Source organism: Rubrivirga sp. S365 (assembly GCF_032248475.1).
Lineage (GTDB): Bacteria > Bacteroidota > Rhodothermia > Rhodothermales > Rubricoccaceae > Rubrivirga > Rubrivirga litoralis.
This window is the reverse complement of record NZ_JAVTTN010000001.1, coordinates 831,193-854,769: the sequence shown is the minus strand read 5'-3', so window position 1 is coordinate 854,769 and position 23,577 is coordinate 831,193. Positions and strand designations below refer to the sequence as shown.

Below are 23,577 nucleotides of genomic sequence, written 5' to 3'. Positions count from 1 at the left end.
GTTTGCAGTCAGCGGCCGGTGCCTCCAGGGCGCCGGCCGCTCGGCGTTGGGGCCGCCTGCGTGGGCGGGGCGGCCCCGATGGCGCGGAGGGCCGCCTCGACGCGCGCCTCGACCGCCCCGCCCACCGCGCGGTACGGGATGCCGCGGACGGCGAGGTCGTTGCGGACGGCCCCGTCCATGAACCGCCGCGCGTCCTCGGACGCGCGCCAGCCGTCGGCCTCGAACGGGACGTCGGGGTCGCACACGAGCACGTGCGCGTAGCGGGCGCGGCAGCGGTCGGCCGCCGCGCGGACCTCGGGCGGGCATGCCCGGTGGAAAACGTAGGCGTAGTACTGCGTCGTGAGCGCGTTCGTGTCGACGACGACGAACCGCCGCGCCCGCCGCAGGGCCTCCTCCTCCAGCGCGAGGTGGCGCCGCACGATCTCGACGTAGTCGGCCAGCGGGAGGTCGCCGCCCCGCTCCTCCCAGAGCGTCCGCCCGGCCTCCTCGACGTAGGGCTCGGCGAGGCGCTCGGCGAGCGCCCGCGCGAGCGTGGTCTTCCCGGTCGACTCGGCGCCGAGGACGACGACCAGCTCAGGCGAGGGCGGGGCGGGCATCGGCGTAGGTCCGCCGCCACGCGACGAGTCCCTGGACGGAGAGGACGAGGAGGACGACGTAGACGGCCGACGTGAGGAGGAGCCCCTTGGCCGCGTAGACCGCTACGGCGACGACGTCGACCGCGATCCAGATCGGCCAGTGGTCGAGCTTCCGCCGCATCATGAGGAGCTGCGCGACCACGCTCCCGCCCAGGATGAACGAGTCGGCGTAGGGGAGCGCGGCGTTGGTGAACCGGCCGAAGAGCGTGCCCGCGGCCAGCGTGCCCACGACGACCGCGAGCACCGCCCCGCCCCGCCCGCGCGCGCTGAGCGCGGTGATGGGGAGCTCGCCGCCGCCCGCCCCGCCCCAGAGCCACGCGCGCCACCCGACGACGGCCGTCCCAAAAAAGAACGCCTGGAGGACGACGTCGGCGTAGAGCCGCGCCCCGTAGAACATCACGCCGTAGAGCACGACGCCGATCATGGCCGTCCACCACGTGTGGACGCTGTTCCGCCGGGCGAGGTACACCGACGCCAGGACGAACACGTTGCCGGCGACTTCGAGCGCGGTCATGCCCCCAAGCTACCGCCCCGCCCGACGGTCCGGGCGGGCAACGCTCAGCGGGCGGGGCGGCCCAGGGCGGGGCGGCCCAGGGCGGGGCGGCCCAGGGCGGGGCGGCCCAGGGCGGGGCGGCCCAGGGCGGGGCGGCCCAGGGCGGGGCGGCTCAGGGCGTGTAGCGGAGCCCGACGTACAGGATCCGCTCGTTGACGGCCGCGCCGTAGGCCGTCAGGTTCTGGCTGCCCGTCAGGTTCGTGCCGCCGGCCAGGACCGTCACGCCGAACGACGGGAGCCCGTACGAGGCCTGCGCGTCGAGCGTGACGTGGCTCTCGATGACGCCCTCGGCGAACGGCATCTCGAACAGGTAGTCGTCGACCCAGCGGAGGTTGGCGCCGTAGCCCAGCGCCTCGGTGATCTGCCCGCTGGCGCCGACGTTGAACTTGTGCTCGGGCGTGTTGAACCCGAGGATGAGGTCGTCGACCTCCTCGATGTCGGCCCAGGCGTAGTTGCCGGCGAGCACGAGCGCGGTGTCGAACGCGTACTCGAGCCCGAGTTGGACGCCTTGCGATGTCACGGACTGGTCGGCGTTGAGCCACGTTTGGATCGCCCGCGTCCGGTTGGCGAATCCCGCGTCGCTCGGGGCGGGCGGGGCGGCGAACTCGCGGGCGTCGGGGGCGCCGCCGGACTCGCGGCCGAGGAACCGGCGGGTCCCGATAAAGTCGTCGTAGACGCTCCGGTAGTAGCTGACGTCGGCGAACAGCTTGCCGCCGAGGATCCCCTTGTAGCCCACCTCGAACGAGGTCATCCGCTCGAGCCGGAGCGGGTCGATGGTGCCGGTCGGCTGCCCGAACTCGGTCGGGTTGAGCGAGGCCGTCTCGAACCCGGCCGCCGTGTTGCCGACGAGCAGCAGCCGCCCGACATCGAGGTAGATGAACTGGTCGAGCTGGGCCGGCTGCCGGAACGCCTGCGAAAAGCTCGCCCGGACGTTGTGCCGGCGCTCGACGCCGAACGAGTACACGCCCGAGACGCGGGGCGAGAACCGGGCGTCGAAGTTGCGGAACCCGTCGACGCGGCCGACCGCCGAGAGCTTGAGCGCGTCGTCGAGAAAGGCCCGCTGGAGCTGGAGGTAGCCGCCGTACTCGTCGTTGGCGATCCCGTCTCGGACGTCGCGGACGCCGGCGGCCGGGTCCGAGAGCGGCGAGTTGGGGCCGTCGGCGTAGAGCGTCCCGTTCGAGCGCAGCCGCGTCAGGCGCACGCTCCCGCCGACGGCCGCGTCCAGCTCGCCGGGCAGGGCGAAGCGGTACTGGGCGTCGGTGTGGTAGATCTGACCGTCGCTCTCGAAGCGGGGGCTCTGGCCGGGCGTCGTCGAGGCGAGCGTGGCGTCGCGGATGGTCTCGAAGCGCGCGTCCCCGATCGTCGGGTAGATCCCCGCCGTCGCGGCGGCCGCGGCGACGTAGGCGTCCTCGACCGAGGCGCCTGTCAGGCGCGCCTGGGCAAAGGCGCCGGCGTAGGTCTGCGCGTAGGCCGTCGCGTAGTTGCGCCCGGCCGGGTCCGCTGTGCCGTCGGGGCGGACGTAGGGCTGGAGGTTCATGAACGAGCCCAGGAAGCCCAGGTCGTACGTGTCGCCCTGCTCCGAGTCGATCACGTAGGCCCGCGCCGTCCACGCCTCGCCCTCGGCCGTGAGCGCGGCGGTCGAGCCGCCGATGCCGTCGAATGCGTAGCGGTTCGAGCTCTGGTAGATCCCGTTGCCGCTGCCGGTGCGGAGCGCGAGCGTGGCCTTGACGGCGTCGGTGACGAGGTAGGAGGCCGTCGCGGCGAACCGGAGCGAGCGCGCACGGTAGTCGGTCAGCACGAGGTCGCTCTCGGTAAAGCCCGGCGTGAACACGGCGCCCTCCAGCCCCAGCTGCCCGAGCGTCGTGCCCGCGGCGTTGATGACCGTGGCGGGCGTGAGCGCGACGGCCTCGCCGTAGCGGTTGACGACGTCGGCGCCGCGGGGGTCGAGCGGGGAGCGCACCGAGCCGTCGGGCTCGAAGTTGTCGGCGATCGTGGTGAGCGTCGAGAAGTTGGTCGCGACAAAGTCGTCGGCCTCGAAGAACGACCCGACCAGCTTGTACGCGAAGCGGTCGCTGACCTTCTGGGCGAACCGGCCCTGGAACTCGACCATCCCGCGGCCGCCGGTGCGGACCTGGGCCGACGGCCCGGTGTGGAGGAACGGGCTGAGCGTCTGGAACTGGACGACGCCGTTGAACGCGTTCGCGCCGTAGAGCGCGGAGTTGGCGCCGTAGACGATCTCGACGCCCTCGATGTCGATCTCCGGCACGCCGGTCAGGTTGCCGGCGTAGAGCGAGAGCACGGGGTCCAGAAAGTCGACGCCGTCGACGAGCTGGATGACGCGCTCGGCCTTGGCGCTGTTGAACCCGCGCGTCGAGATCGACGAGATGAGCATGGACGACCGGCTCACGTCGACGCCCTTGAGCCGGTCCATGCTCGTGATGATCTCGGTCGAGGGCATCCGAGCGAGCGCGGCCGCCCCGACCCGCTCGATCGTGACCGGCGCCTCGAGGATGGTCTCCTCCTGGCGCGAGGCCGAGACGACGACGTCGCCGCCGGAGAGCACCTGGGGCTGGAGCGTCACCTGGAGGCCGTCGGTCGGCCCGTCGACCGTCACGCGCTGGGTCTCGTAGCCGGTGTACGAGACGCGGAGGACGCGCGCGCCCTCGCTAAAGTCGACGTCGAGCGCGAACCGGCCGTCGGCGTCGGTGGCCCGCCCGGTGAACGTGCCGTCGACGACGACGTTGGCGCCGGGGACGGGGCCGAAGTCGACCGTGCTCACCACGCCCGAGACGTTCTGCGCGACGACGGGCGGGGCGGACGCGGCGGCGAGTGCGAGGAGGGCGCCGTAGGCGGCGTAGCGACGGATCATGGGCGGGGTGGTGGATGATTCCGAACGGGTTACGGCCTTCATCAAATACCAACGAAAGCGCTTCCCGTCAACTCGCCCACCCGTTTCCGCCCCGCCCGAGCGCCGTCGTCTCCCGGGAGCCGGTCAGGCCGCCCCGCTCCCGCCGTGTCGGAGCGGAGGCTGCAAAGGCTCAGGCTCGGAACCCTTTCGGGTTAGGTGCGGAGTTCTGAGTATGAGGTACGGCCCGATCCCACCTCCGCGCGCGTACTCCGTACCGAGTCCCCTGTACGTCGCTCTAGAGCGCGGGCGGGGCGGCAGCCGACGGGCGTTGACGAGGACGGCCGCGCTCTCGCCGCCCCGCCCACGCGGGCGGGGCGGCACGGCGGGGTGGGGGCCGTACGTTCTCTCCAATCCCGCCCCGCCCGCCATGCCGAGCATCGACCTGCCCCCGTCCGTCGACGAAGCCAAAGCGCGCCTCCTGCTCGCGGTCGCGCTGTTCCAGGAGGGGGAGGTGTCCGTGGGGCAGGGCGCGGAGATCGCCGGCCTGAGCTACCGGGCCTTTGCCGACGCGCTCATGGACCGGGGCGTCCCGCTCACGACCTACACGGAGGAGATGCTGGAGGAGGACTTCGCGTTCGCTCGGGAGTTCTCCCGCGCCCGCGGCCATTGATGGACCTCGTTGTCACGGATACGACTCCGCTGATCGCTTTGGACCGCGTCGGTCACCTCTACCTGCTGCCTGCTCTCTTCGACGTTGTCGCCCCGCCGACCGTCGTCTCTGAATTCGGGCGGCGACCGCCATGGCTCCGCGAACGCCCGGTGCCGGATCCGTCTCGCGTCACAGCCCTCCTCGAAACGCTCGACCGTGGAGAGGCCGAGGCGATCGCGCTAGCGGAGAGCCTTCCCAATGCGCGGTTGCTCATCGACGAGCGGAAGGGGCGGCGCGTTGCCACCTCGTTAAACCTGCGTGTCACGGGAACGGCCGGCGTGCTTCTCGCCGCCAAAGGCGCCAACCTCGTCCCGCACGTGCGCCCTTTGTTCGACGCGCTCGTCGATGACCGCGGGCTCCACTTGTCGACCGCCTTACGGTTGGCAACCCTCCGTGAGGCCGGCGAGGCGTAGGCCTCCCCGCCCGCCCCGGGGCGGGGTGGCCAAACAGGCGCGCGCCCACCCCGCGAGAAACGGAGTGGGCGCGCTTTCTGGGCGGCCGTGGCGGCGGCCATCCCAGTCGGGTCCGCCCCGCCCCCGCGCGTCGTGCGCCGCGGGCGGGGCGGGGTGGCTCAGGTGCCGGCCGAGTAGTCGGTCGCGTAAGTGACCTGCTCGTCGGTCAGCTCGTCGATCTGCATCCCCATCGTCTCCAGCTTCACACGGGCGATCTGCTGGTCGAGCTCCTCGGGGAGGTCGAGGACCGTGTTCTCCATGTCCTCGCCGGCCTCGTGGGCGCGGATAAGGGCGAGGTGGGCCTGGAACTGGTTGGCGAAGCTCATGTCCATGACTTCGGACGGGTGGCCCTCGGCGGCGGCCAGGTTCACGAGGCGGCCGTCGGCCAGGACGTAGACCTTTTTGCCGTTGTCGAGCGTGTACTCGCGGTTATCCTCGCGAATCACGCGCGTGTCCTGCGACGCCTCGGCGAGCTCCTTCAGGTTGAGTTCGACGTCGTAGTGGCCCGTGTTGCACACGATCGCGCCCTCCTTCATCGAGACGAAGTGCTCGCCGCGGATGATGTCCTTCATGCCCGTCGCGGTCACGAAGATGTCGCCCACCTTGGCGGCCTCCTCCATCGTCATCACGCGCATGCCGTCGAGCGTGGCCTTGAGGGCCGCCGTCGGCTTGACCTCGGTGACGATGACGTTGGCGCCCATGCCCTTGGCGCGCATGGCCACGCCACGGCCGCAGTGGCCGTAGCCGGCGACGACGAAGTTCTTGCCGGCGATGAGGACCGACGAGGCGCGCAGGATGCCGTCGAGCGTCGACTGGCCGGTCCCGTAGACGTTGTCGAAGTCCCACTTGGTCTCGGCGTCGTTGACGGCGTAGACCGGGTAGCCCAGCTTGCCGTCGTCGGCCATCGCGCGGAGGCGGTGGACGCCCGTCGTGGTCTCCTCCGACCCGCCGACGATGTCGTCGAGCTTGTCCGGGTGGGCGCTGTGGACGCGGAAGATGAGGTCGGCCCCGTCGTCGAGCGTCGTGTGCGGCGTCTTATCGATCGTCCGGTCGATGCACCAGTAGAAGGCCTCGGTGTCCTGGCCGTACCAGGCGTAGATCTCGACGCCGTCGCCGTCGCCGTTCGGGCCGAGCGCGAGCGCGGCCGAGACCTCGTCGTTGGTCGAGAGCGGGTTGCACCCGGACCACGCGACCTCGGCCCCGCACGCCTTGAGAGTCTCGATAAGGACCGCCGTCTCCTTGGTCACGTGGAGGCAGCCGGTGATCTTGTAGCCGTCGAACGGCTTCGACTGGCTGTACTCGTCGCGGAGCCGCATGAGGACCGGCATCCGGCTCTCGGCCCACTCGATCCGCTTGCGGCCGGCCTCGGCGAGGCTGAGGTCCTTGACTTTGTAACGTCCTTCTTTGTGGTCCATCAGTCGGAGAGGCTGGGCCGGCCGCGCCGGCGGGGTTTCAGTCGGGAGCGAAAGCTACGGCGGTCCGGCACGCGGCCGTTTTAAGTCTCGAAACAGTTTGCGCACGCCGCCCCGCCCGGCCGCTCACCGCCCCGCCCGCGTGGGCGGGGTGGTTGATAGCAGACGCGCCGTGGCCGCAACATCTTCCGCCCCGCCCCGCCCCGCCCCGCTCGGGCGGGGCGGCTAGGCGGCCTGCGCCGCCTCCTGGAACGCGCCTACGAGGTCCAGGCGCTCCCACGGGAACGCGTCGCGGCCAAAGTGGCCGTAGGCCGCCGTGTCGCGGTAGCGCGGGCGCTCGCCGTTGGCGGCCAAGAGCCCCAGCCGGTCGATGATGGCGCGCGGGCGGAGGTCGACCGTCTCGGTCACGATCTCGGCCAGGCGCGCGTCAGTGATCCCGTCGCGGGCGGTCCCGTTGGTCTCGACGCGGATCGACACCGGGTCGGCGAGGCCGATGGCGTAGGCGACCTGGACGAGGGCCTCGTCGGCGAGGCCGGCGGCGACGAGATTCTTGGCGACGTGGCGGGCGGCGTAGGCCGCGCTCCGGTCGACCTTCGAGGGGTCCTTGCCGGAGAATGCCCCGCCCCCGTGGGCGCCCTTCCCGCCGTAGGTGTCGACGATGATCTTGCGGCCGGTCAGCCCGGTGTCGCCGTGCGGTCCGCCGATGATGAACGTGCCCGTCGGGTTGACGTGGAGGACGAGGCCGTCGTCGACGAGAGCCTCGGGGAGCACGGCGGGCAGGACGTGCTCGCGGACATCGGCCTCGATCTGGGCGAGCGGCGTGTCGGCGTGCTGCGTCGAGATCACGACCGTGTGGACGCGCTTCACGGTCCGGCCGTCGTCCTCGTACTCGACCGTCACCTGGCTTTTGGCGTCGGGCCGGAGGTACGGCATGACGTCGGCGTCGGGGCCGTCGGTCGCCTTGCGGATCTCGGCGAGCCGGCGGACGAGCCGGTGCGAGAGCACGAGCGCGAGCGGCATGAGCGTGGCCTCGTCCTCGCGCGTGGCGTAGCCGAACATCATGCCCTGGTCGCCGGCGCCCTGGTCCTTGTCCAGCCCGGCCCCCTCGTCGACGCCCTGCGCGATGTCGGGCGACTGGTCGTGGATGGTGACCAGGACGCCGCACGAGCGGGCGTCGAACTGCAACGCGGGGTCGGTGTAGCCGATCTCCTCGATCGTCCGGCGGACGACCTCCTGGACGTCGACGTAGGTGTCGCTCGTGACCTCGCCCGAGACGACCACGAGGCCCGTCGTGCACAGCGTCTCGATGGCGCACCGGCTGGCGACGTCGCCGGCGAGGAACGCGTCGAGGAGCGCGTCGGAGACCTGGTCGGCGACCTTGTCGGGGTGCCCTTCGGAGACGGACTCGGAGGTGAACAGCGGCGCCATGCGGGGCGGGGTGGGGGGAGGCCAGCGGGGAGCGCCCAAGATAGAGACGCGGCCGCCCCGCCCGCGCCGGCCCCGCCCGCGCCGCCCCAGGGTGCGGGCGGGGCGGCGCGTGCCGTGGCGGGCCACCCCCATCGGCCGTAGCTTAGCGGCCGCCCCGGCACGCCCGCCGGGCCACAAGCCTGCCCCTCTGGGCGCCCCCTCACCCACCCCGCCCCCACATGGCCGACGAGACAACGGAACAGCGCATCAAGGCGATCATCGTCGAGAAGCTCGGCGTCGACGAAGGCGACGTCTCCCGCGACGCCTCGTTCACGAACGACCTCGGCGCCGACTCGCTCGACACCGTCGAGCTCATCATGGAGTTCGAGAAGGAGTTCGACATGACGATCCCCGACGAGGACGCCGAGCAGATCGCGACCGTCGGCGACGCCGTCGACTACGTCGAGACAAACAAGGCCGCCTAAGGCCCCCCGGCCGCCGCCCCGCCCCGGCCCGATGGGCGCCCCCGAGCGGGGCGGCACCGTCGGGCCGCGTTCGTGACCGGCCACCCCGCCCCGCCCCCCGACCGCATGCCCACGCAGGACCGCCGCGTCGTCGTGACCGGCCTCGGCGCGCTCACGCCCATCGGCAACACCGTCCCCGCGTTCTGGGAGGCGATGATGGCCGGTCGGAGCGGGGCGGCGCCGATCACGCACTTCGACGCCTCCGCCTACCCGACCACGTTCGCGGCCGAGATCAAGGACTTCGACCCCGAGGACTTCCTCGACCGCAAGGAGGCCCGCCGGCTCGACCCGTTCGCCCAGTTCGCGATCGTCGCCGCCGACGAGGCGCTCGCCGACGCCGGCCTGAACCCCGCGGAGTTCTCCGAGGAGGAGCGCGCGCAGACGGGCGTCGTTATGGGCTCCGGGATCGGGGGCATGAAGCTGTTCCAGGACCAGACGGTGGTCTACGCCGAGCACGGGCCGCGCCGGCTGAGCCCGTTCTTCGTGCCCATGATGATCATCGACATGGCGCCCGGGCTCATCTCGATTCGCCACGGGCTCCACGGGCCGAACTACGCGACGGTCTCGGCGTGCGCGACGTCGAACAACGCGATCGCCGACGCCACGATGCTCATCCGCAGCGGGCTCGCCGACACCATCATCGCCGGCGGCACCGACGCCTCGATCACCGAGATCGGGCTGGGCGGGTTCGGCAACATGAAGGCGCTCTCGACCCGGAACGACGACCCCCAGGCGGCCAGCCGCCCGTTCGACGCCGAGCGCGACGGGTTCGTCATGGGCGAGGGGGCCGGCGCGCTCGTCCTCGAGGAGTACGAGCACGCCCGCGCCCGCGGCGCCCACGTCTACGCCGAGGTCGTGGGCATGGGCATGAGCGCCGACGCCTACCACATCTCGGCGCCCCACCCCGAGGGGCTCGGCGCGCGGCTGGCCATGCAGCAGGCGCTGAAGACGGCCGGCATCGGGCCGGACGACGTCGACTACCTCAACATGCACGGCACGTCGACGCCGCTCGGCGACGCGGCCGAGACGAAGGCGATCAAGGCCGTCTTCGGCGAGCACGCCTACACTATGAACCTGTCGTCGACGAAGTCGATGACGGGCCACCTCCTGGGCGCCGCCGGCGCCGTCGAAGCCATCGCCGCCATCCTCGCCATCGAGCGCGGCCGGATCCCGCCGACCATCAACTTCGAGACGCCGGACCCCGAGTGCGACCTGAACTACACGTTCAACGAGCCCCAGGAGCGGACCGTCGACGTGGCGCTCTCGAACGCGTTCGGGTTCGGCGGCCACAACACGTGCATCGTGTTCAAGAAGGTGGAGGCGTAGGGCTGGGGGACGGGCAGAGACCGGCCGCCCCGCCCTCACCTCGGGCGGGGCGGAGGGAGGGGAGAAACGAGTGGGCGGGGCCACCCCGCGAGGGGCCACTCTGCCCACGTCGCAGGCACGCCACGCCCGCGTGCCGGTCGGGTGTGGAGACCGCCCCGCCCCCAGTCGCCCTCTGTGCGAGCGGGGCGGGCGCGCCGGTCGGTGCCGCTTGGCCGGCGCCCTCTGCCCGTCCCCCCCGCCTCGCTCCGTCCTACCCGCCCGTCTCGCGGCGCCACAGGGCCTCCACCACGTGGTCCACGCCGCGGCCGAGGTGGCGGCGGAACGTGCTGAACGGGAGCCCGAGCCGCTCGGCCGCCGCCGCCTGCGTGGGCTCGGGGTCGAGGTAGGTCGCCTGGAGCGCGCGGAAGTAGGGGACGTCGCGGACGCCGGCGCGGAGCTCCTCGGCCGCCTCGCGCAGGAGCGCCCGCAGCGCCTCGACCTCGTCGCCGCCCCGCTCGCGGACGAGGCGCGACCGGAGGAGCGGGTTGTCGGCCAGCCGGTGGGGTCGGGCGTAGGCCTTCAGCGCGCGGCGGGCGGCGTCGGCGAAGTCGCCCTCGCTCAGCACCACGAGCGCATCCGCGGCGTCGAGCGCGGGCGGGGCGGGCGCCCGGTCCGGGGACTGCCCCGCAAGCCCGTCGAGCCACTCGGCCGGCGGCGAGGCCCGCCAGTCGCGCCCGAACACGGCGTACGCCCGCCCGCCGACGGCGAACGCGGCCTCGGGGTACGGGCGGAGCCCGGCGAACGCGAACACGGGCGCCCACAGGTTGGGGTCGGCCACGGCCAACAGCGAGACGGCGAGCCCGGGCGTCGAGAGGTAGCATTGGACGGTCCGCGCGAAGACCAGGCTCTGAACCGTCGAGACGCCTTGGTAGGCGTCGGCGTCCATCCACGACCGGAACAGGAGGGCGGTCTCGTCCGGCCGGAGCCGCCCCCCGACGGCCGCCCACGCCGGGCCGAGGGCGGGGTCCGAGGCGTCGCCGTCCGGCCCCGCCGGCCCGAGGCGGAGCGTGAGGAGGAACCCGGCGACCGCCCCGCCCCCGTCGCGGAACACCTCGACGGCCTCCGGCCGGCGCTCGGCCCACCTCCGGACGACGGCGGCCGAGGCCGCCCCCTCGTGCCGGGCCGCGAGCGCGGCGACGGCGTCGACGTCGCCCGGCGCGAGCGGGGTGGGACCCTCGACGCGGGCGCCGGCCCACGCCGCGAGGAGCCGCCCCATCAGCGGCCGGACGACCGGGTTGTCGCGGTAGAGGTGGACGTAGTCGGCCAGCGTCTCCCGCCGAGCGGCGTCCGAGGCCGGCCGCTGGAGGCGGCCCGAGTAGTGCCGCCGCGCCCGGCCGTGGAGCGCCGCGTAGCGGGCGGGGTCGCGCCACCGGAGGTCGGCCTCGACCGTCTCGCGGACGAGGTCGTGGAGGCGCACGCCGGCCGGCCCCGCCTCGACGAACGAGAGCCCGCGGAGCCACTCGAACGCCTCGTGCGCCTCGCCCGCCCCGCCCCCGCCCTCGCCCTCGCCCGCCCCGCCCCCGCCCGCCCCGCCCTCGCCCAGGAGGGCAGCCAGGAGCGGCTCCGAGACCGTCCGCACCACGGAGGAGCCCTCGACGGCCGCTCGGTGGGCCGGCGTCGGGACGTCGGCCATGAACCGGTCGAGCAGCGCGCGGACGACGGCCGGCTCGTGCGCGGCGTCGAACGCGGGCGGGGCGGCGTCCGGGCGCTCGCGGAACCGCTCGGCCACGAGCGCGAGCGCGAGCGGGTGCCCGTGCGTGAACGAGAGGACGCCCTCCCACGCCTCGCCCGGCACGCCGCGGCGGTCCAGGAACGCCTGGGCGTCGGAGACGCCGAGGTTACGGAGGGCGACCATGCGGACCGCCCCGCCCCACCCCACGCGCCACTCGGGGGCGGGGCGGTCGCGGCCCGCGAGCACGACGAGGACGCCGGCCGGCAGGCCGGGCACGAACGTGCGCTGGAACCACCCGTCGAGCGCCCCGAGCCGCTCGTACGTGTCGACGAGGAGCACGGAGCGCCCGCCGCCGAGCGGCGCCGCGGCCCGGGCCACGGCCGCGGGCTCCGGGTCGAGGTCGCGCCCGTCCACGCGCACCACGGGGACGGCGGCCTCGTCGCACAGCCGGGCCACCTCGTCCAGGAGCGCCGTCTTGCCGATCCCGCCCGGCCCCCACACGTGCGCGACGTGGAACGGGAGGCGGTCGGCACGGAGGGCCTCGGCGAAGGCGCCGAGCTCGGCGGCGCGCCCGACGAACTGCGCGTGGCGTGCCCGGTCGAGGTGGGCGCCGAGGGTGGTCGGGCGGGGCGGCGGCCCGTCCTTCGGAGCAGGGGGCATGGGGCCTAAGGGGTCGTCCTACATGTGCCTCGGGCCTCCTCCTACCCGAGTGATCACTTAGTGGGCACAATCTAGTCTTGTTCCTGGTGCCCGCATCCCCTTTACTTGGTCACATCCCGACCCCCTATCCTCCCCTTTTCCAAATGCGTTCACTGCGACCCCTTTTGGCCGGAGCGGCGGTGGCCGGCTTGGTCCTCACGGCCGGCCTCCTGGCCCCTCCCTACTCCGACGCCTCCAGCCACCGCGAGGCCCCGCTCATCGCCGACGACCCGCTCGCCGACAACACGGACGTCTACGCGTTCCGCGACCCGAACGACGACGGCAGCGTCATCCTCGTCGCTAACTACATCCCGCTCTCGCACCCCGACGGCGGCCCGAACTACAACCACTTCGGCGAGAACATCCGGTACGAGATCCACGTCAAGAACCAGACCTCGGCCGGCGCACTGGGCTCGGCGACCGACGACATCACCTACCGGTTCACGTTCACGCGCGTCAACGAGGACCCGTCGACGTTCTTCAACATCCGCCTCGGCAAGGAGAACCTCAACACGTCGTACACGCTCGAGAAGAGCACGGACGGCGGCCGCTCCTTCCAGACCATCATCCAGGACGGCTACACCCCGCCGGCCCACGTCGGCCCGCGCTCCATCGAGTCGGCGGTCGGCCTGGGCGAGGACTACCTCGACCTCGTCGAGGACGCCGTCATCAACGCCAGCGGCGGCGGCGGCGAGACCGTCTTCGTCGGCCCTCGCGACGACCCGTTCTTCGTCGACCTCGGCGGCGTGTTCGACCTGGGCCACATCCGCCAGCAGTTCGGCGAGAACGAGCGGAACGACGCCCTCGCCCGCGACGCCGTCGCCGGCTACAACGCGCACTCGCTCATCCTCCGCGTCCCGATCTCGACGCTCCAGAAGAACGGGATGGACGCTGACGACGTCGCAGACGACGCCTTCCTCGACCGCGACTACGTGATCGGCGTGTGGGCCTCGGCCTCGCGCACCCAGGTCCGCACGCTCGCCCGCGACGGCTCGGCCCCGACCGAGACCGGCCCCTACATCCAGGTCTCGCGCCTCGGGATGCCCCTCACCAACGAGGTCATCATCCCGATCGGTGAGAAGGACCGCTGGAACTACACGACGCCGTACAGCCGCGACGAGCAGGACTTCGCGGAGTACTTCTTCAACCCCGAGCTCGCGCTCTACATGGGGAACGGGATGTTCGGCGAGAACGTGCCGGGCCTGAGCGACGCCCTCACGGTCCAGCAGAACGCGTACCCCGCCCTCGACCTCAACGGCAACGGCACACCGGGCGAGGTGGGCGACGGCCTCGACTTCACGAACGGGGCCGACGGCGCCGCGGCCGTCCTCCCGCTCGTCACGAGCGGGGCGCTCGACGTCTCGGGCTCGGCCTTCTCGGTCATGACGCGCCCGGTCTCCGGGGGCAGCCCGACGGCCCTCCTGGCTCCGGGCGAGCCGCGCCGCGTGGACCTCTTCCCGATCTTCTACTTCGGCGTCCCGAACCTGCCGCCGTACCAGCTCGCGACGGGCAAGGGCGGCCTCGTGGCGGACACGGACAACGACGGCGCGCTCGAGTTCACCGAGGGGAAACCGTTCATCGAGACGTTCCTCCCCATCACGCAGACCCCTGACGGCGGGCTCTACGGCGGCGACATGCTCCGCTTGAACATGGCTGTGCCCACGACGGATCGGAGCTCGGCCGAGTTCAAGAGCTGGGCGCGCCTCGGCCTCGTCCGCGCTGCCGCGATCGGGCTCACGGTGCCCGCCTTCGGCACGGCCGCCCAGGAGTTCATCCCGCACCTCGACGGCTTCCCGAACGGGCGCCGCCTCGAGGACGACGTGACGACGATCGAGCTCCAGGCCGTCGCGGGCGTGGTGCTCGCGGCCGTCGGGCTCCCGGAGGACGACGCGACGGCCGGGGACTACTCGGACCTCGCCTCGCCGCAGCTCCTCCGTGAGCTGGCGTTCGTGGCCGGGCCGACGAAGAACGACATCCCGTTCCTCACTGAGTTCCCGTACGTCGCCACGCCGTTCGACGGGTATGAGTTCGTCCGCCGGCACCTCGCCGACGCGCCCGACGCAAACTTCTCGACGCCGACCGGGGTCGGGGTGGGCGTGCCCCAGGGGTTCATCCTGGAGCAGAACTACCCGAACCCGACCGCGGCCACGTCGGCGATCCAGTTCCACGTCGCCCGCGCCGGCGACGTCCGCCTGGACGTGTACGACGTGCGCGGCCGGCTCGTGGAGACGGTCTACGACCGCCCGACCGCGGTCGGGACGCACACGGTCGATTGGAACGCGGGCCGGCTCGCGTCGGGGACGTACCTCTACCGGCTCCAGATCGGCGGTGAGACGGTCGCGACGCGCCAGGCGACGGTCGTCCGCTAGCGGACGGCCGGTGCTCGCCTGAGCGAGCGGTCGCCCTCGGGGGGCGGGGCCAGCCTTCGGGTCCGGCCCCGCCCCTTCCCGTTTTCCCTCCCCCGTTATGACTGAACGCACCTCTCGTTTTCTCGGCGTCGCCCTCGTCGTCGTCTCCGTCGTCGTCGTGGGCATCGTGTGGCTCAACCGGAGCCTCGCCCCGCTCCCCGAGGACCACGGCCAGGTCTCGCCGTCGGCCCAGTTCGAGGACGCGGCCGACGCCGTCGCCTACTACCGCGCCCAGCTCCGCCGGACCCCCAGGTCCGCGGAGGTCCGCGTGCGTCTGGCTCAGGCGCTCATCCAGCTCGCTGAGGAGGACGGCCGCGAGACGGAGCTGATTCCCGAGGCCACCGAGCGGCTCGCCGAGGCCCTCGAGATCGACCCCGACCACTACTACGGGCAGACGATCCAGGCCTCGCTCTACAACAAGCTCCACGAGTTCGAGCGCGCCCGCGACCTCTCGCGGGAGCTCCTGGAGGCGTACCCGAACCACGCCTACGTCCACGGCACGCTCATCGACGCGCTCGTCGAGTTGGGCGAGTACGACGAGGCCGTCGCGGCGTCCGACCGGCTCCAGACGCTCCGCCCCGGGCTCCCGGCGTACTCGCGTGCGAGCTACCTCCGCGAGCTCCACGGCGACGCCGACGGCGCCATCGCGGCCATGACGCTCGCGGCCGACGCGGAGCCGTACGGGCGGGGCTCGCGGGCGTGGGCGCTGTACCAGCTGGGCAACCTGTACCTCGGCCAGGCCAAGCCGGACACGGCCGCGTTCATCTTCGAGGGCATCCTGGAGGAGCGGCCCGACTTCGCACCGGCGCTGACAGGGCTCGGCCACGTCGCCCTCGTCGGGGGCGACGCCGACGAGGCCGTCCACCTTTTGGAGGAGTCCCGGGCGCTCCGCCCGATGGAGGCGACCGACGAGGTGCTGGTCGAGGCGTACACGGCGGCCGGCGACCGGCGGAAGGCAGAGGCCGCCGCCGACCGCGTCCTGAAGGCGCTCCACGCCGCCCGCGAGATGGGCGAGATCGTGGACATGGAAGAGGCCGACTTCCTGGCCGACCGGGGCGAGGATCTCGGCCGTGCCCTGAAGATGGCGAAGGAGCAGGTCGCGCGCCGGCCGGGCCACCTCCACGCCAACGAGACCTACGCCTGGACGCTCTACAAGACGGGGAAGGCGCGCGACGCCGTCCCGTACATCGAGCGCGCGATGCGCTTGGACACCGGCGACGCAATGGTCCACTACCGGGCCGCGCGGATCTACCAAGCGGCCGGGCGGGGCGGGGAGGCCGCCCGCCACCTCCAGCTGGCGCTCGACGGCCACCTCGGCGTCGAGAGCCCGTCGGCCGAGGCCGAGGCCCGCGCGCTCCACGCGTCGATGGGGCCGGCGCCCGTGCAGGCCACGTCGGCCGCGCGCTGACCGCCCCGCCCGCCGTGCCCGCCCCGCCGCTCCCCCCCGCCCGCGCCGCGCGCCCCCTCCGGGGGGCGCTGGTCGCGCTCGCGCTGGCCGGCTACGTCGCCGCGCTCGCGGCGACGCCGGCGGGGCAGGGGCTCGGCCTGCTCGGGCACCTGGCGGGCGCGCACGCGGCGCCGGCCGCCGCCCCGCCCCTCGTCGTCGGCACGCCGGGCGGCGAGCAGCCCGTGCTCCCGACGCTCCGCGCTCGCCACCGGCACGGGGGCGGGGCGGCCCACGAGCACGGCGCCCACGAGCACGGCGCCGACGGCCACAGAGGGCACGGCGCCGACGGCCACAGAGGGCACGGCGCCGACGGCCACAGAGGGCACAGCGCCGCGCCGGACCTCCACCGGCACACGTACCCCGTGCTCGTCCACGCCGCCCCGCCCGAGCCGGACGCGGCGCGGGCGGGGCGGGAGCACGCGGGCCGTTTGCCGGGCGGGGCGGGCGTCCACGAGCACGACGGCGTGCCCCACACGCACGGGGCGCCCGCCCCGGAGCCGGCGGTCGTGGCGCCCGTCTCGCTCGACGAGCACCGGCAGCCGGAGGCGCCGCCCGTGCCCGGCCCGCCGCCGCGGGCCGCCGCCCCGCCCGCGCCGGGCGGGGTGGGTCCAGCGTGGACCAGCCTCTCGGTCGAGACGCCGCCGCCCCTCGGGCGGGGCTAGAGCCGACGCGCCCCGCCCCCGTGGGCGCCCTGGTTCTGCGGCCGGACGCTCCGGCCGCCCCGCCCCCGCCTGTTCTGCCGGCCGGCCGCTTCGGCGTGCCGCTCTCTCTACCGACTCCCCATGTCTCTGCTCCCCCGCCGCCTCCTGCGGCTCGCGTTCCTCTGCGCCCTCGTCTCCGGCAGCGCCTCCGCCCAGACCCGCCCCGCCCCGTCCGGCCGCGTCGTCGGGACCGTGACCGAGGCGCGGACGGGCACGCCGCTCGCCGGCGTCAACGTGGTCCTGGGCGACCGGCGCAACGCCGTCTCGCGCGCGGACGGCCGGTTCGAGATCCCCGGCGTCTCGGCCGGCACGTACACGCTCCGCGCCAGCTCAGTCGGATACCGGGTTCTGGCCCAGCCCGTCACGGTCCCGTCGGGCGGGGCGGTGCGCGCCGACCTGGCGCTCGTGCGGGGCGAGGCCGACCTCGGCGAGGTCGTGGTCGAGGGGCGCGCGACGAACCTCGTCGGCGTCGCGACGGCGGCGTCGGAGGGGGTCGTCGGACAGGAGCAGATCCGGCTCCGGCCGCTCCTGCGCGTCGGCGAGGTGCTCGAGACGATCCCGGGCACGGTCGTGACGCAGCACAGCGGGTCGGGGAAGGCCAACCAGTTTTTCCTGCGCGGCTTCAACCTCGACCACGGGACGGACTTCTCGGCGACGATCGAGGGCGTCCCGATGAACCTGCCGACGCACGCGCACGGGCAGGGCTACCTCGACCTCAACTCGCTCATCCCCGAGCTCGTTGACCGGGTCGCGTTCGAGAAGGGGCCGCAGAACGTCGAGGCCGGCGACTTCTCGACGGCCGGCCGCGCCGAGATCCGCCTGGTCCGGCGGCTCGACGCCGGCATCGCCCAGGCCGAGGCCGGGGCCGACGGCGACTACGGGGGGCTCGTCGCGGGCTCGTCGGCGGCCAGCGGCGGCGACCTCCTCTACGCCGTCCGCGGGCGGTACTACGACGGGCCGTGGGTGAACCCCGAGAACAGCGGGCTCGTGAGCGGGGTGGCGAAGTACTCGCGGGGGACCGAGGCGAACGGGCTCGCCGTGACGGCGCTGGCCTACCACACCGGCTGGGACGCGACGGACCAGATCGCGCGGCGCGCCGTCGAGGGCGGGGTGGTCTCGCGGCTCGGCGCGCTCGACCCCACCAACGGCGGCACGACGGGCCGCTACACGCTGGCCGGCGCGGTCCAGACGACGGCGCCGAGCGCGGCGCGGACGCGCGTCGAGGCGTACGCGGCGTACTACCACCTCAACCTGTTCTCGAACTTCACCTACTTCCTCGACGACCCCGTCCAGGGCGACCAGTTCGAGCAGGAGGACCGGCGGCTCTACGCCGGCGGCGGCGCCTCGCACCGCTGGCTCGCGCCCGGCCTCGGGCGGGGCGGCGTGAACACGGTCGGCGTCGACCTCCGGCACGACCAGATCTTCGGGGTCGGCCTGTTCCGCACGCGGGACCGCGTGCGCGTGGGGACCGTCCGCGACGACCGCGTGGCCGAGAGCACGGTCGGCGCCTACGTTCGCAACGAGACGCGGTGGACGGACTGGCTGCGGACGACGGTCGGGGTCCGCGCCGACGCGTTCCGGTTCGACGTCGAGAGCGACCTCGACGCGAACTCGGGCGTCGAGACGGACGCCATCGTGAGCCCCAAGCTCGGGTTCGCGCTCGGGCCGTGGCGGAGCACCGAGGTCTACGCGAGCGCCGGGCTCGGCTTCCACAGCAACGACGCCCGCGGCACGACGATCACCGTCGACCCGTCGAGCCGCGAACCCGTCGACCGCGTCGACCCGCTCGTGCGCACGCGCGGGGCCGAGCTCGGCGTGCGGACGGCGGCCGTCGCCGGCCTCCAGTCGACGGTCGCGCTGTGGGCCATCGGCCTGGACTCGGAGCTCCTCTTCGTCGGCGACGCTGGCGGCACGGAGGCGAGCGACGCGAGCCTCCACTACGGCGTCGAGCTCACGAACCACTACCGCGCGGCAGACTGGCTCGACGTGACGCTCGACGTGGCGCTCACGGAGTCGCGGTTCACGGACGTCCCCGAGGGCGAGGACCGGATCGAGAACTCGATCGGGCGGATCGTGACCGGCGGCGTCTACGCGGGCCGCGAGGCCGGGCCGGTCGGGGCGCTCCAGGTCCGCCACTTCGGCCCGCGCCCGCTGACCGGCGACGGGTCCGTGACCTCTAGCGCGACGACGCTCGTGAACGCGAAGGCGGGGTGGCGCTTCAGCCGGCTCGCCGTCTCGCTCGACGTGCTCAACGTGCTGGGCTCCGACGACGTCGACGTCAGCTACTACTACGCCTCGCGGCTGCGCGGCGAACCCGAGGGCGGGGTGGAGGACGTCCACTTCCACCCGGTCCTCCCGCGCACGGCGCGGCTGACGGCGCAGGTCCGGTTCTGAGCGTCCGCCCCGCCCGCGCTTGGGCGGGGCGGTGTGCGCCGGTACCCGCCCCGCCCGCGCGGGGCGGGGTGGTCAGCCCTCGTCGTGGAGGTCGTCGGTGAGGCTGCCGAGCGGCTCGTCGTGCTCCTCCTGGAAGAGGACGAACGCGACACCGTCCTCGACCTGGCGGAGCGGTTGGTGCGCCTCGACGACGGCCGCGTAGGTCTCGTAGCAGGCGAGGGCGGCCTCGGCCGTCTGCCGGTCCTCGTCCGCGAACGTCACGACGGCGCCGACGCGCTCGCGCGGGCTGCCCCGGAGGCCGGCCGGGTTGTCCGCGACCTCGCCCTGGACCAGCGTAAAGAAGGCGAGCCGCCGCGGGCTCCGCCCCGCCATCTCGTCGCAGGCCGCCTCGTAGGCCCGCTTGACGACCGCGTGCGTGACCACGTGGTCGGGGTGGACGCTGTTGCCGTGGTAGTCGTACGTGACCACGACGTCGGGGCGGACCGCCTCGATCTTCCGCTCGATCACGTGTTCGAGGTCGCGCGGGTCGAGGTCCTGGAGCCCACCGTCGGGGAAGTCGAGGACCGTGAGGTCGGCGCCCAGCGCGTCGGCCGCGCACTGCGTCTCCTGCTCGCGGCGCGCGCCCATCTCCTCGACCGACAGGCCGAGGTCGTGGCGCACCTTGGTCGCCCCGCCCTTGGTCAGCGTGAGGAGCGCGACGTCGTGGCCCTCGCGGACCTGCCGGGCGATCGCGGGCGCGGGGCCGAACGACTCGTCGTCGGGGTGGGGGAAGACGTAGAGGAGCGTCACGGGCGGGGCGGTCTCGGAAGGCGGGGTGGCCGCGTCGAAGGGCGCCCGCCGCCGCGCGGTTCCTCGCCCCGCCCCGCCCGCGAACGCTTCGCTCGCCGGGGCGGGGTGGCGTGCCCCCTCTCGGACCGCCTCGCCCGCAGCGTGGGGCGGGGCGGTGGGTATAGGGCGACGTGCAGGTCGGTACCGGGTACTCGGTACGAGGTACGCGCGCGCCGACGTCAGATCGGGCCGTACCCCTGTACCCGGTACCCCGTACCAACCCGGAGGGTGCTCTAGCTGGCGCCGGCCTCCGGCTCGTCCTCGTCCGTCACGACCTCGTGGAACACGGTCTGGCCCGTGCGCAGCATGCGGCGGACGTACGGGTGGCAAAGCCCGCACTTCTGACCGAACCGCGCGTGCTCCTGGAGGCCCGCGACGGTGGCGGCGCCGGTCTCCGAGGCGACGTCTGCGAGGTGCGCGAACGGCACGCCGAAGCACAGGCAGCGGTCGATCTCCATCAGCCCTCGGCGACCACGGCCGCCCGTCCGAACGCGAGCGCCGACGGCGCGATGCCGGCCCCGAACCGCCCGACCTCGGCGCCCGCCCGGTCGTGGACCGTGACCACGCCGTCGGCGCCGTAGGGGCTCACGGCGTCGGGGCGCCCGAGGTAGAGCCGCTCCCCGTCGGCGTCGTAGGCGACGGCGCCGACCGGCGCGCCCGGCACCTCGACGCGCGCGTCGAGCGTGTTGTCCGTCGCGTCGAACCGGAGCACCGCCCCGCTCCCGATCACATAGACCTCGCGGGCCGTCGTGTTGCTGGGGACCGCGCCGTCGGCGCCGAGCGTGGCCGAGCCGAGCGTCGTGTCGTAGTCGAACCGCGTGCGGACGGCGCCCGTCGCCCCGTCGAGGACCACGACCGCCCCGCCCGCGACCTCGCCCGTCTCGAAGTCGGTGGCGCCCGTGCAGACGACCCACACGTCGAGGTCGGCGTCGGCCAGGAGCGTCCGCGGGCCGACGCACAGGTCGTCCAGCGTGTCGACTACGCGGCCGGTCTCGGTGTCGAGGACGCTGACCGAGGTGCCCGACCCGAAGCCCGAGTTGGCCACGTAGGTCCGCCCGTTCACGCTGACGACGCCCTCGGGGTTGGGGCCGACCTCAACCGGCGCGCCGGTCTCGCCGGTCCCGAGGTCGAGGAGCGTGACCGTCCCGTCGTAGAGGTTCGTCACGTAGAGGTCGAGCGGGCCGCCTCCGGTGAGGCTCGGTCCATTCGCGAGGCCGCGCGGCGTCCGCACGTCGTACTGGGCCGTGGTCGTGCGGCTCGCGGCGTCGTAGACGTCGATCCGGCCGCGCCCGGTCGTGAACGAGTCGCTGTAGTTGAGGAGCACGTAGAGCGCGTCGCCGCCGCCCACGAGCCCTTGCACCAGGCCGTCGACGGTGGGGACCGCGTCCGGCGTCACCGTGCCCGTGGCGACGTCGTAGCGTGTGACCGAGCCGTTGTTGTCGGAAAAGTTGCCCTGGTTGCCGACGAACAGGACGGTGCCGGCCTCGACCTCGTCGGGGTCGTTGGCGTCGCACGCGGCGACGGCGAGCGCGAGGACGAGCAGGAGGGCGGGGCGGAGGACAGAAAGGCGGGGCATCAGCGGGTTCGGATCGTGAGCCGCACGCGCGCGTGGCGCGGCGGCATGGGGTAGGACTGGACGACCTCGTACTGGGCGCCCGTGAGGTTCTCGGCCGCGAGGCCGAGCGTGAGGTCGACGGCGCCGACCGCGCGCCGCACGGACGCTTGGGCGTCGACGACGAGGTAGGCCGGGAGCGGCTGCGAGCCCGACGCCGTCGTAAAGCGGGCGCCGACGATGCGGGCGCCCAGGTCGAGGCGGAGCGCGCCCCACCCCGCCCCGCCCCACGCCTTGGCCGTCCACCGGGGGACGTAGCGGAGCGGGGCGTCGGTGCCCCGGTCGCGGGCGTCGACGTAGGTGGCCAGCGCCCCGCCCTCGACGAGGGCGGGGCGGCCGGCGAGGCGGACCGCGCGGGCGGCGCGGACGGAGCCTTCGAGGCCCAGGCTCCGGGTGCGGGCCACGTTGGCGGGCTCGAAAAAGGTGGACGTCCGCGGCGCCCACACGATCTGGTCGCGCGCCCAGGTCGCGAACGCCGAGGCCTCGGCCTGCACGCCGCGCCCGCTCCACACGAGCCCGCCGTCGGCGCTCCACGCCGTCTCGGGGCGGAGGTCGGGGTTGCCGCCCGGCTGCCAGAAGCGGTCGTTGAGCGTCGGCATGCGGAAGGCGCGAGCGGCGTTGGTCTTGAGGGTCAGCGAGGGCGCGAGCGCGACGTTCGCGCCCAGCTGCGGGCTGAGCGCGAGCCGCCGGTCCGCCCCGCTCGGCGCGTACACGTCGGCGCGGGCGGAGGGGAAGAACGCCCAGCGGCCCCAGGCGACGCGCCCGCTGAGGGCGGCGCCGGCAAAGCGGTCGAGGGCGTCGTCTTGGAGGCTTGGGTGCTCGCCCCGCCCCGCCCCGGCGGAGAGCGCGAGCGCCCACGCCCCACCCCACCGCTCGGTTGTGGCGCGGAGGTCGAGAAAGGCCGCCGTCGTGCGCCCCGTGTCGTCGATGGCGTCGGGGCGGTCGGGCGGGGCGGGGAACGGGGCCGCGTAGCGGAGCCGCGTCCGCTGGAGCGAGGCGGCGGCCTCGACGCGCGCCCACGGCGTCTGCCGGTGGGCGGCGGCGGCCAGGCGGACGCGGCGGTCCCACTGGCGCGCGCCCACGTCGCCGTCGCCGCCCAGGCCGCGCTCGGCGTCGGCGGCCCACAGGCTGAGGCCGGCTCCGCCCCGCCCCTCGCCACCCGGCTCGGCGCCGACGGCCGCCGTCGCGTAGACCGACGCCTGCCGGGAGTCCCAGCCGCGCCGCGTCACGAGCGGGGCGTCGAGCCGCGAGCGGTCCCGGAACGCGTAGTCGTCCTCGGCGCGCGTCGCCTCGGCGGCGACGAGCGCGCGCACCCCGCCGACGCGGCCCGCCCCGAGCGCGTGCGCGCGGCGCTCGCCCCACGGCCCGACGTCGGTCCCCAGCCGGGCCTCGGGGGCGCCCCGGCGGGGCGGCCGGAGGTGGACGACGCCGCCCACGGCGTCGCTCCCGTAGAGCCCCGACGCCGGCCCACTCAGGACCTCGACCGACTCCAGGAGCGCCGTCGGGAGCAGCGAGAGGTCGACCTGCCCCAGCTGCGGGTCCGTCAGCCGCTGGCCGTCGAGGAGCACGAGCGCCTGCTGCGACGACGCGCCCCGCACCGTGACGGTCGCCAGCCCCGACGGCCCGTAGCGGCGGACGTGGACGGGGGCGCGGGCTTCGAGCACGCCGGCCAGGCTCGCGGCCGCCGTGGCGTCGAGCGCCTCGCGGTCCAGGACCGTCACCCGGACCGGCGCCTCGCGCGTCGGCAGCGCCTCGCGCGTGGCCGTCACCGTGACCTCGCCCAGCTCGACCGAGTCCGCCGGGGCGGGGCGGGGCGGACGGCTCGGCGTCTGCGCGCGGGGCGCGGCGGCGAGGGCCGCGAGCGTGGCGGCGAGGAGGAAGGGGCGGGCGGGGAGGCGCATGAAAAACCCC

18 protein-coding genes are annotated in these 23,577 nt (G+C 74.1%); 8 read left to right on the top strand and 10 right to left on the bottom strand.

The genetic code is table 11. The annotated features are described in order from the left end of the window. Positions 1-8: 8 nt before the first annotated feature. The 3 genes from RQM47_RS03775 to RQM47_RS03765 form a co-directional block, all read right to left on the bottom strand. Positions 9-596, bottom strand: coding sequence for an ATP-binding protein (locus tag RQM47_RS03775; RefSeq protein ID WP_311661224.1), 588 nt, complete (start codon positions 594-596; stop codon positions 9-11). After that, positions 574-1,149 (bottom strand): nicotinamide riboside transporter PnuC, encoded by a 576-nt coding sequence (gene pnuC / locus RQM47_RS03770; RefSeq protein WP_311661222.1) that lies wholly within the window; start codon positions 1,147-1,149, stop codon positions 574-576. Before pnuC ends, RQM47_RS03775 begins: the two co-directional genes overlap by 23 nt. A gap of 151 nt (positions 1,150-1,300) precedes the next feature. Beyond that, positions 1,301-4,057: a TonB-dependent receptor gene (locus RQM47_RS03765; RefSeq protein ID WP_311661220.1), complete on the bottom strand. Its 2,757-nt coding sequence runs from the start codon at positions 4,055-4,057 to the stop codon at positions 1,301-1,303. 406 nt (positions 4,058-4,463) lie between these two features. On the opposite strand from RQM47_RS03765, the gene RQM47_RS03760 reads away from it, so the two are divergent. After that, on the top strand, positions 4,464-4,706 hold the full coding sequence (locus tag RQM47_RS03760; RefSeq protein ID WP_311661219.1) for a UPF0175 family protein: 243 nt from the start codon (positions 4,464-4,466) through the stop codon (positions 4,704-4,706). After that, positions 4,706-5,158 carry a DUF3368 domain-containing protein gene (locus RQM47_RS03755; RefSeq protein ID WP_311661217.1) on the top strand — a complete coding sequence of 151 codons (453 nt, stop codon included), beginning with the start codon at positions 4,706-4,708 and terminating at the stop codon, positions 5,156-5,158. The genes RQM47_RS03760 and RQM47_RS03755 overlap by 1 nt, the downstream gene beginning before the upstream one ends. Positions 5,159-5,316: 158 nt before the next feature. Here RQM47_RS03755 and RQM47_RS03750 read toward each other — a convergent pair whose 3' ends face one another. Next, positions 5,317-6,612: an adenosylhomocysteinase gene (locus RQM47_RS03750; RefSeq protein WP_311661215.1), complete on the bottom strand. Its 1,296-nt coding sequence runs from the start codon at positions 6,610-6,612 to the stop codon at positions 5,317-5,319. Positions 6,613-6,834: 222 nt separating this feature from the next. Then, a complete protein-coding gene (metK, locus tag RQM47_RS03745) occupies positions 6,835-8,037 on the bottom strand; it encodes a methionine adenosyltransferase (RefSeq protein ID WP_311661213.1) in 1,203 nt (400 codons plus the stop codon). 218 nt (positions 8,038-8,255) lie between these two features. Here metK and RQM47_RS03740 point away from each other — a divergent pair, with 218 nt between their 5' ends. Further along, the gene (locus tag RQM47_RS03740) at positions 8,256-8,501 is read left to right on the top strand and encodes an acyl carrier protein (protein WP_311661212.1); all 246 of its coding nucleotides are present in this window, start codon (positions 8,256-8,258) and stop codon (positions 8,499-8,501) included. Between the two features lie 105 nt (positions 8,502-8,606). Next, positions 8,607-9,866: a beta-ketoacyl-ACP synthase II gene (gene fabF / locus RQM47_RS03735; RefSeq protein ID WP_311661210.1), complete on the top strand. Its 1,260-nt coding sequence runs from the start codon at positions 8,607-8,609 to the stop codon at positions 9,864-9,866. Between the two features lie 250 nt (positions 9,867-10,116). Here the strand turns inward: fabF and RQM47_RS03730 are convergent, their stop codons facing one another. Continuing rightward, positions 10,117-12,237 (bottom strand): ATP-binding protein, encoded by a 2,121-nt coding sequence (locus tag RQM47_RS03730; RefSeq protein ID WP_311661208.1) that lies wholly within the window; start codon positions 12,235-12,237, stop codon positions 10,117-10,119. Between the two features lie 143 nt (positions 12,238-12,380). Between RQM47_RS03730 and RQM47_RS03725 the strand changes: the two genes are divergently transcribed. The 4 genes from RQM47_RS03725 to RQM47_RS03710 all read left to right on the top strand — a co-directional run bounded on the left by RQM47_RS03725 (position 12,381) and on the right by RQM47_RS03710 (position 19,226). After that, the gene (locus RQM47_RS03725) at positions 12,381-14,645 is read left to right on the top strand and encodes a DUF4331 family protein (RefSeq protein ID WP_311661206.1); all 2,265 of its coding nucleotides are present in this window, start codon (positions 12,381-12,383) and stop codon (positions 14,643-14,645) included. A 97-nt stretch (positions 14,646-14,742) separates the two neighbouring features. Further along, positions 14,743-16,092 (top strand): tetratricopeptide repeat protein, encoded by a 1,350-nt coding sequence (locus RQM47_RS03720; protein WP_311661204.1) that lies wholly within the window; start codon positions 14,743-14,745, stop codon positions 16,090-16,092. Positions 16,093-16,106: 14 nt separating this feature from the next. Continuing rightward, complete coding sequence (locus RQM47_RS03715) at positions 16,107-16,793, top strand: hypothetical protein (RefSeq protein ID WP_311661202.1); 687 nt, start codon at positions 16,107-16,109, stop codon at positions 16,791-16,793. Between the two features lie 120 nt (positions 16,794-16,913). Continuing rightward, positions 16,914-19,226, top strand: coding sequence for a TonB-dependent receptor (locus RQM47_RS03710; protein WP_311661200.1), 2,313 nt, complete (start codon positions 16,914-16,916; stop codon positions 19,224-19,226). Between the two features lie 72 nt (positions 19,227-19,298). On the opposite strand, the gene RQM47_RS03705 is transcribed toward RQM47_RS03710, so the two are convergent. The 4 genes from RQM47_RS03705 to RQM47_RS03690 all read right to left on the bottom strand — a co-directional run bounded on the left by RQM47_RS03705 (position 19,299) and on the right by RQM47_RS03690 (position 23,567). Beyond that, on the bottom strand, positions 19,299-20,015 hold the full coding sequence (locus RQM47_RS03705; RefSeq protein ID WP_311661199.1) for a PIG-L family deacetylase: 717 nt from the start codon (positions 20,013-20,015) through the stop codon (positions 19,299-19,301). A gap of 272 nt (positions 20,016-20,287) precedes the next feature. Beyond that, positions 20,288-20,512 (bottom strand): bacterioferritin-associated ferredoxin, encoded by a 225-nt coding sequence (locus tag RQM47_RS03700; RefSeq protein WP_311661198.1) that lies wholly within the window; start codon positions 20,510-20,512, stop codon positions 20,288-20,290. Then, the gene (locus RQM47_RS03695; protein WP_314007409.1) at positions 20,512-21,630 is read right to left on the bottom strand and encodes a hypothetical protein; all 1,119 of its coding nucleotides are present in this window, start codon (positions 21,628-21,630) and stop codon (positions 20,512-20,514) included. The genes RQM47_RS03700 and RQM47_RS03695 overlap by 1 nt, the downstream gene beginning before the upstream one ends. Continuing rightward, on the bottom strand, positions 21,630-23,567 hold the full coding sequence (locus RQM47_RS03690) for a TonB-dependent receptor plug domain-containing protein (RefSeq protein ID WP_314007406.1): 1,938 nt from the start codon (positions 23,565-23,567) through the stop codon (positions 21,630-21,632). Before RQM47_RS03690 ends, RQM47_RS03695 begins: the two co-directional genes overlap by 1 nt. Between the last annotated feature and the right edge of the window lie 10 nt (positions 23,568-23,577).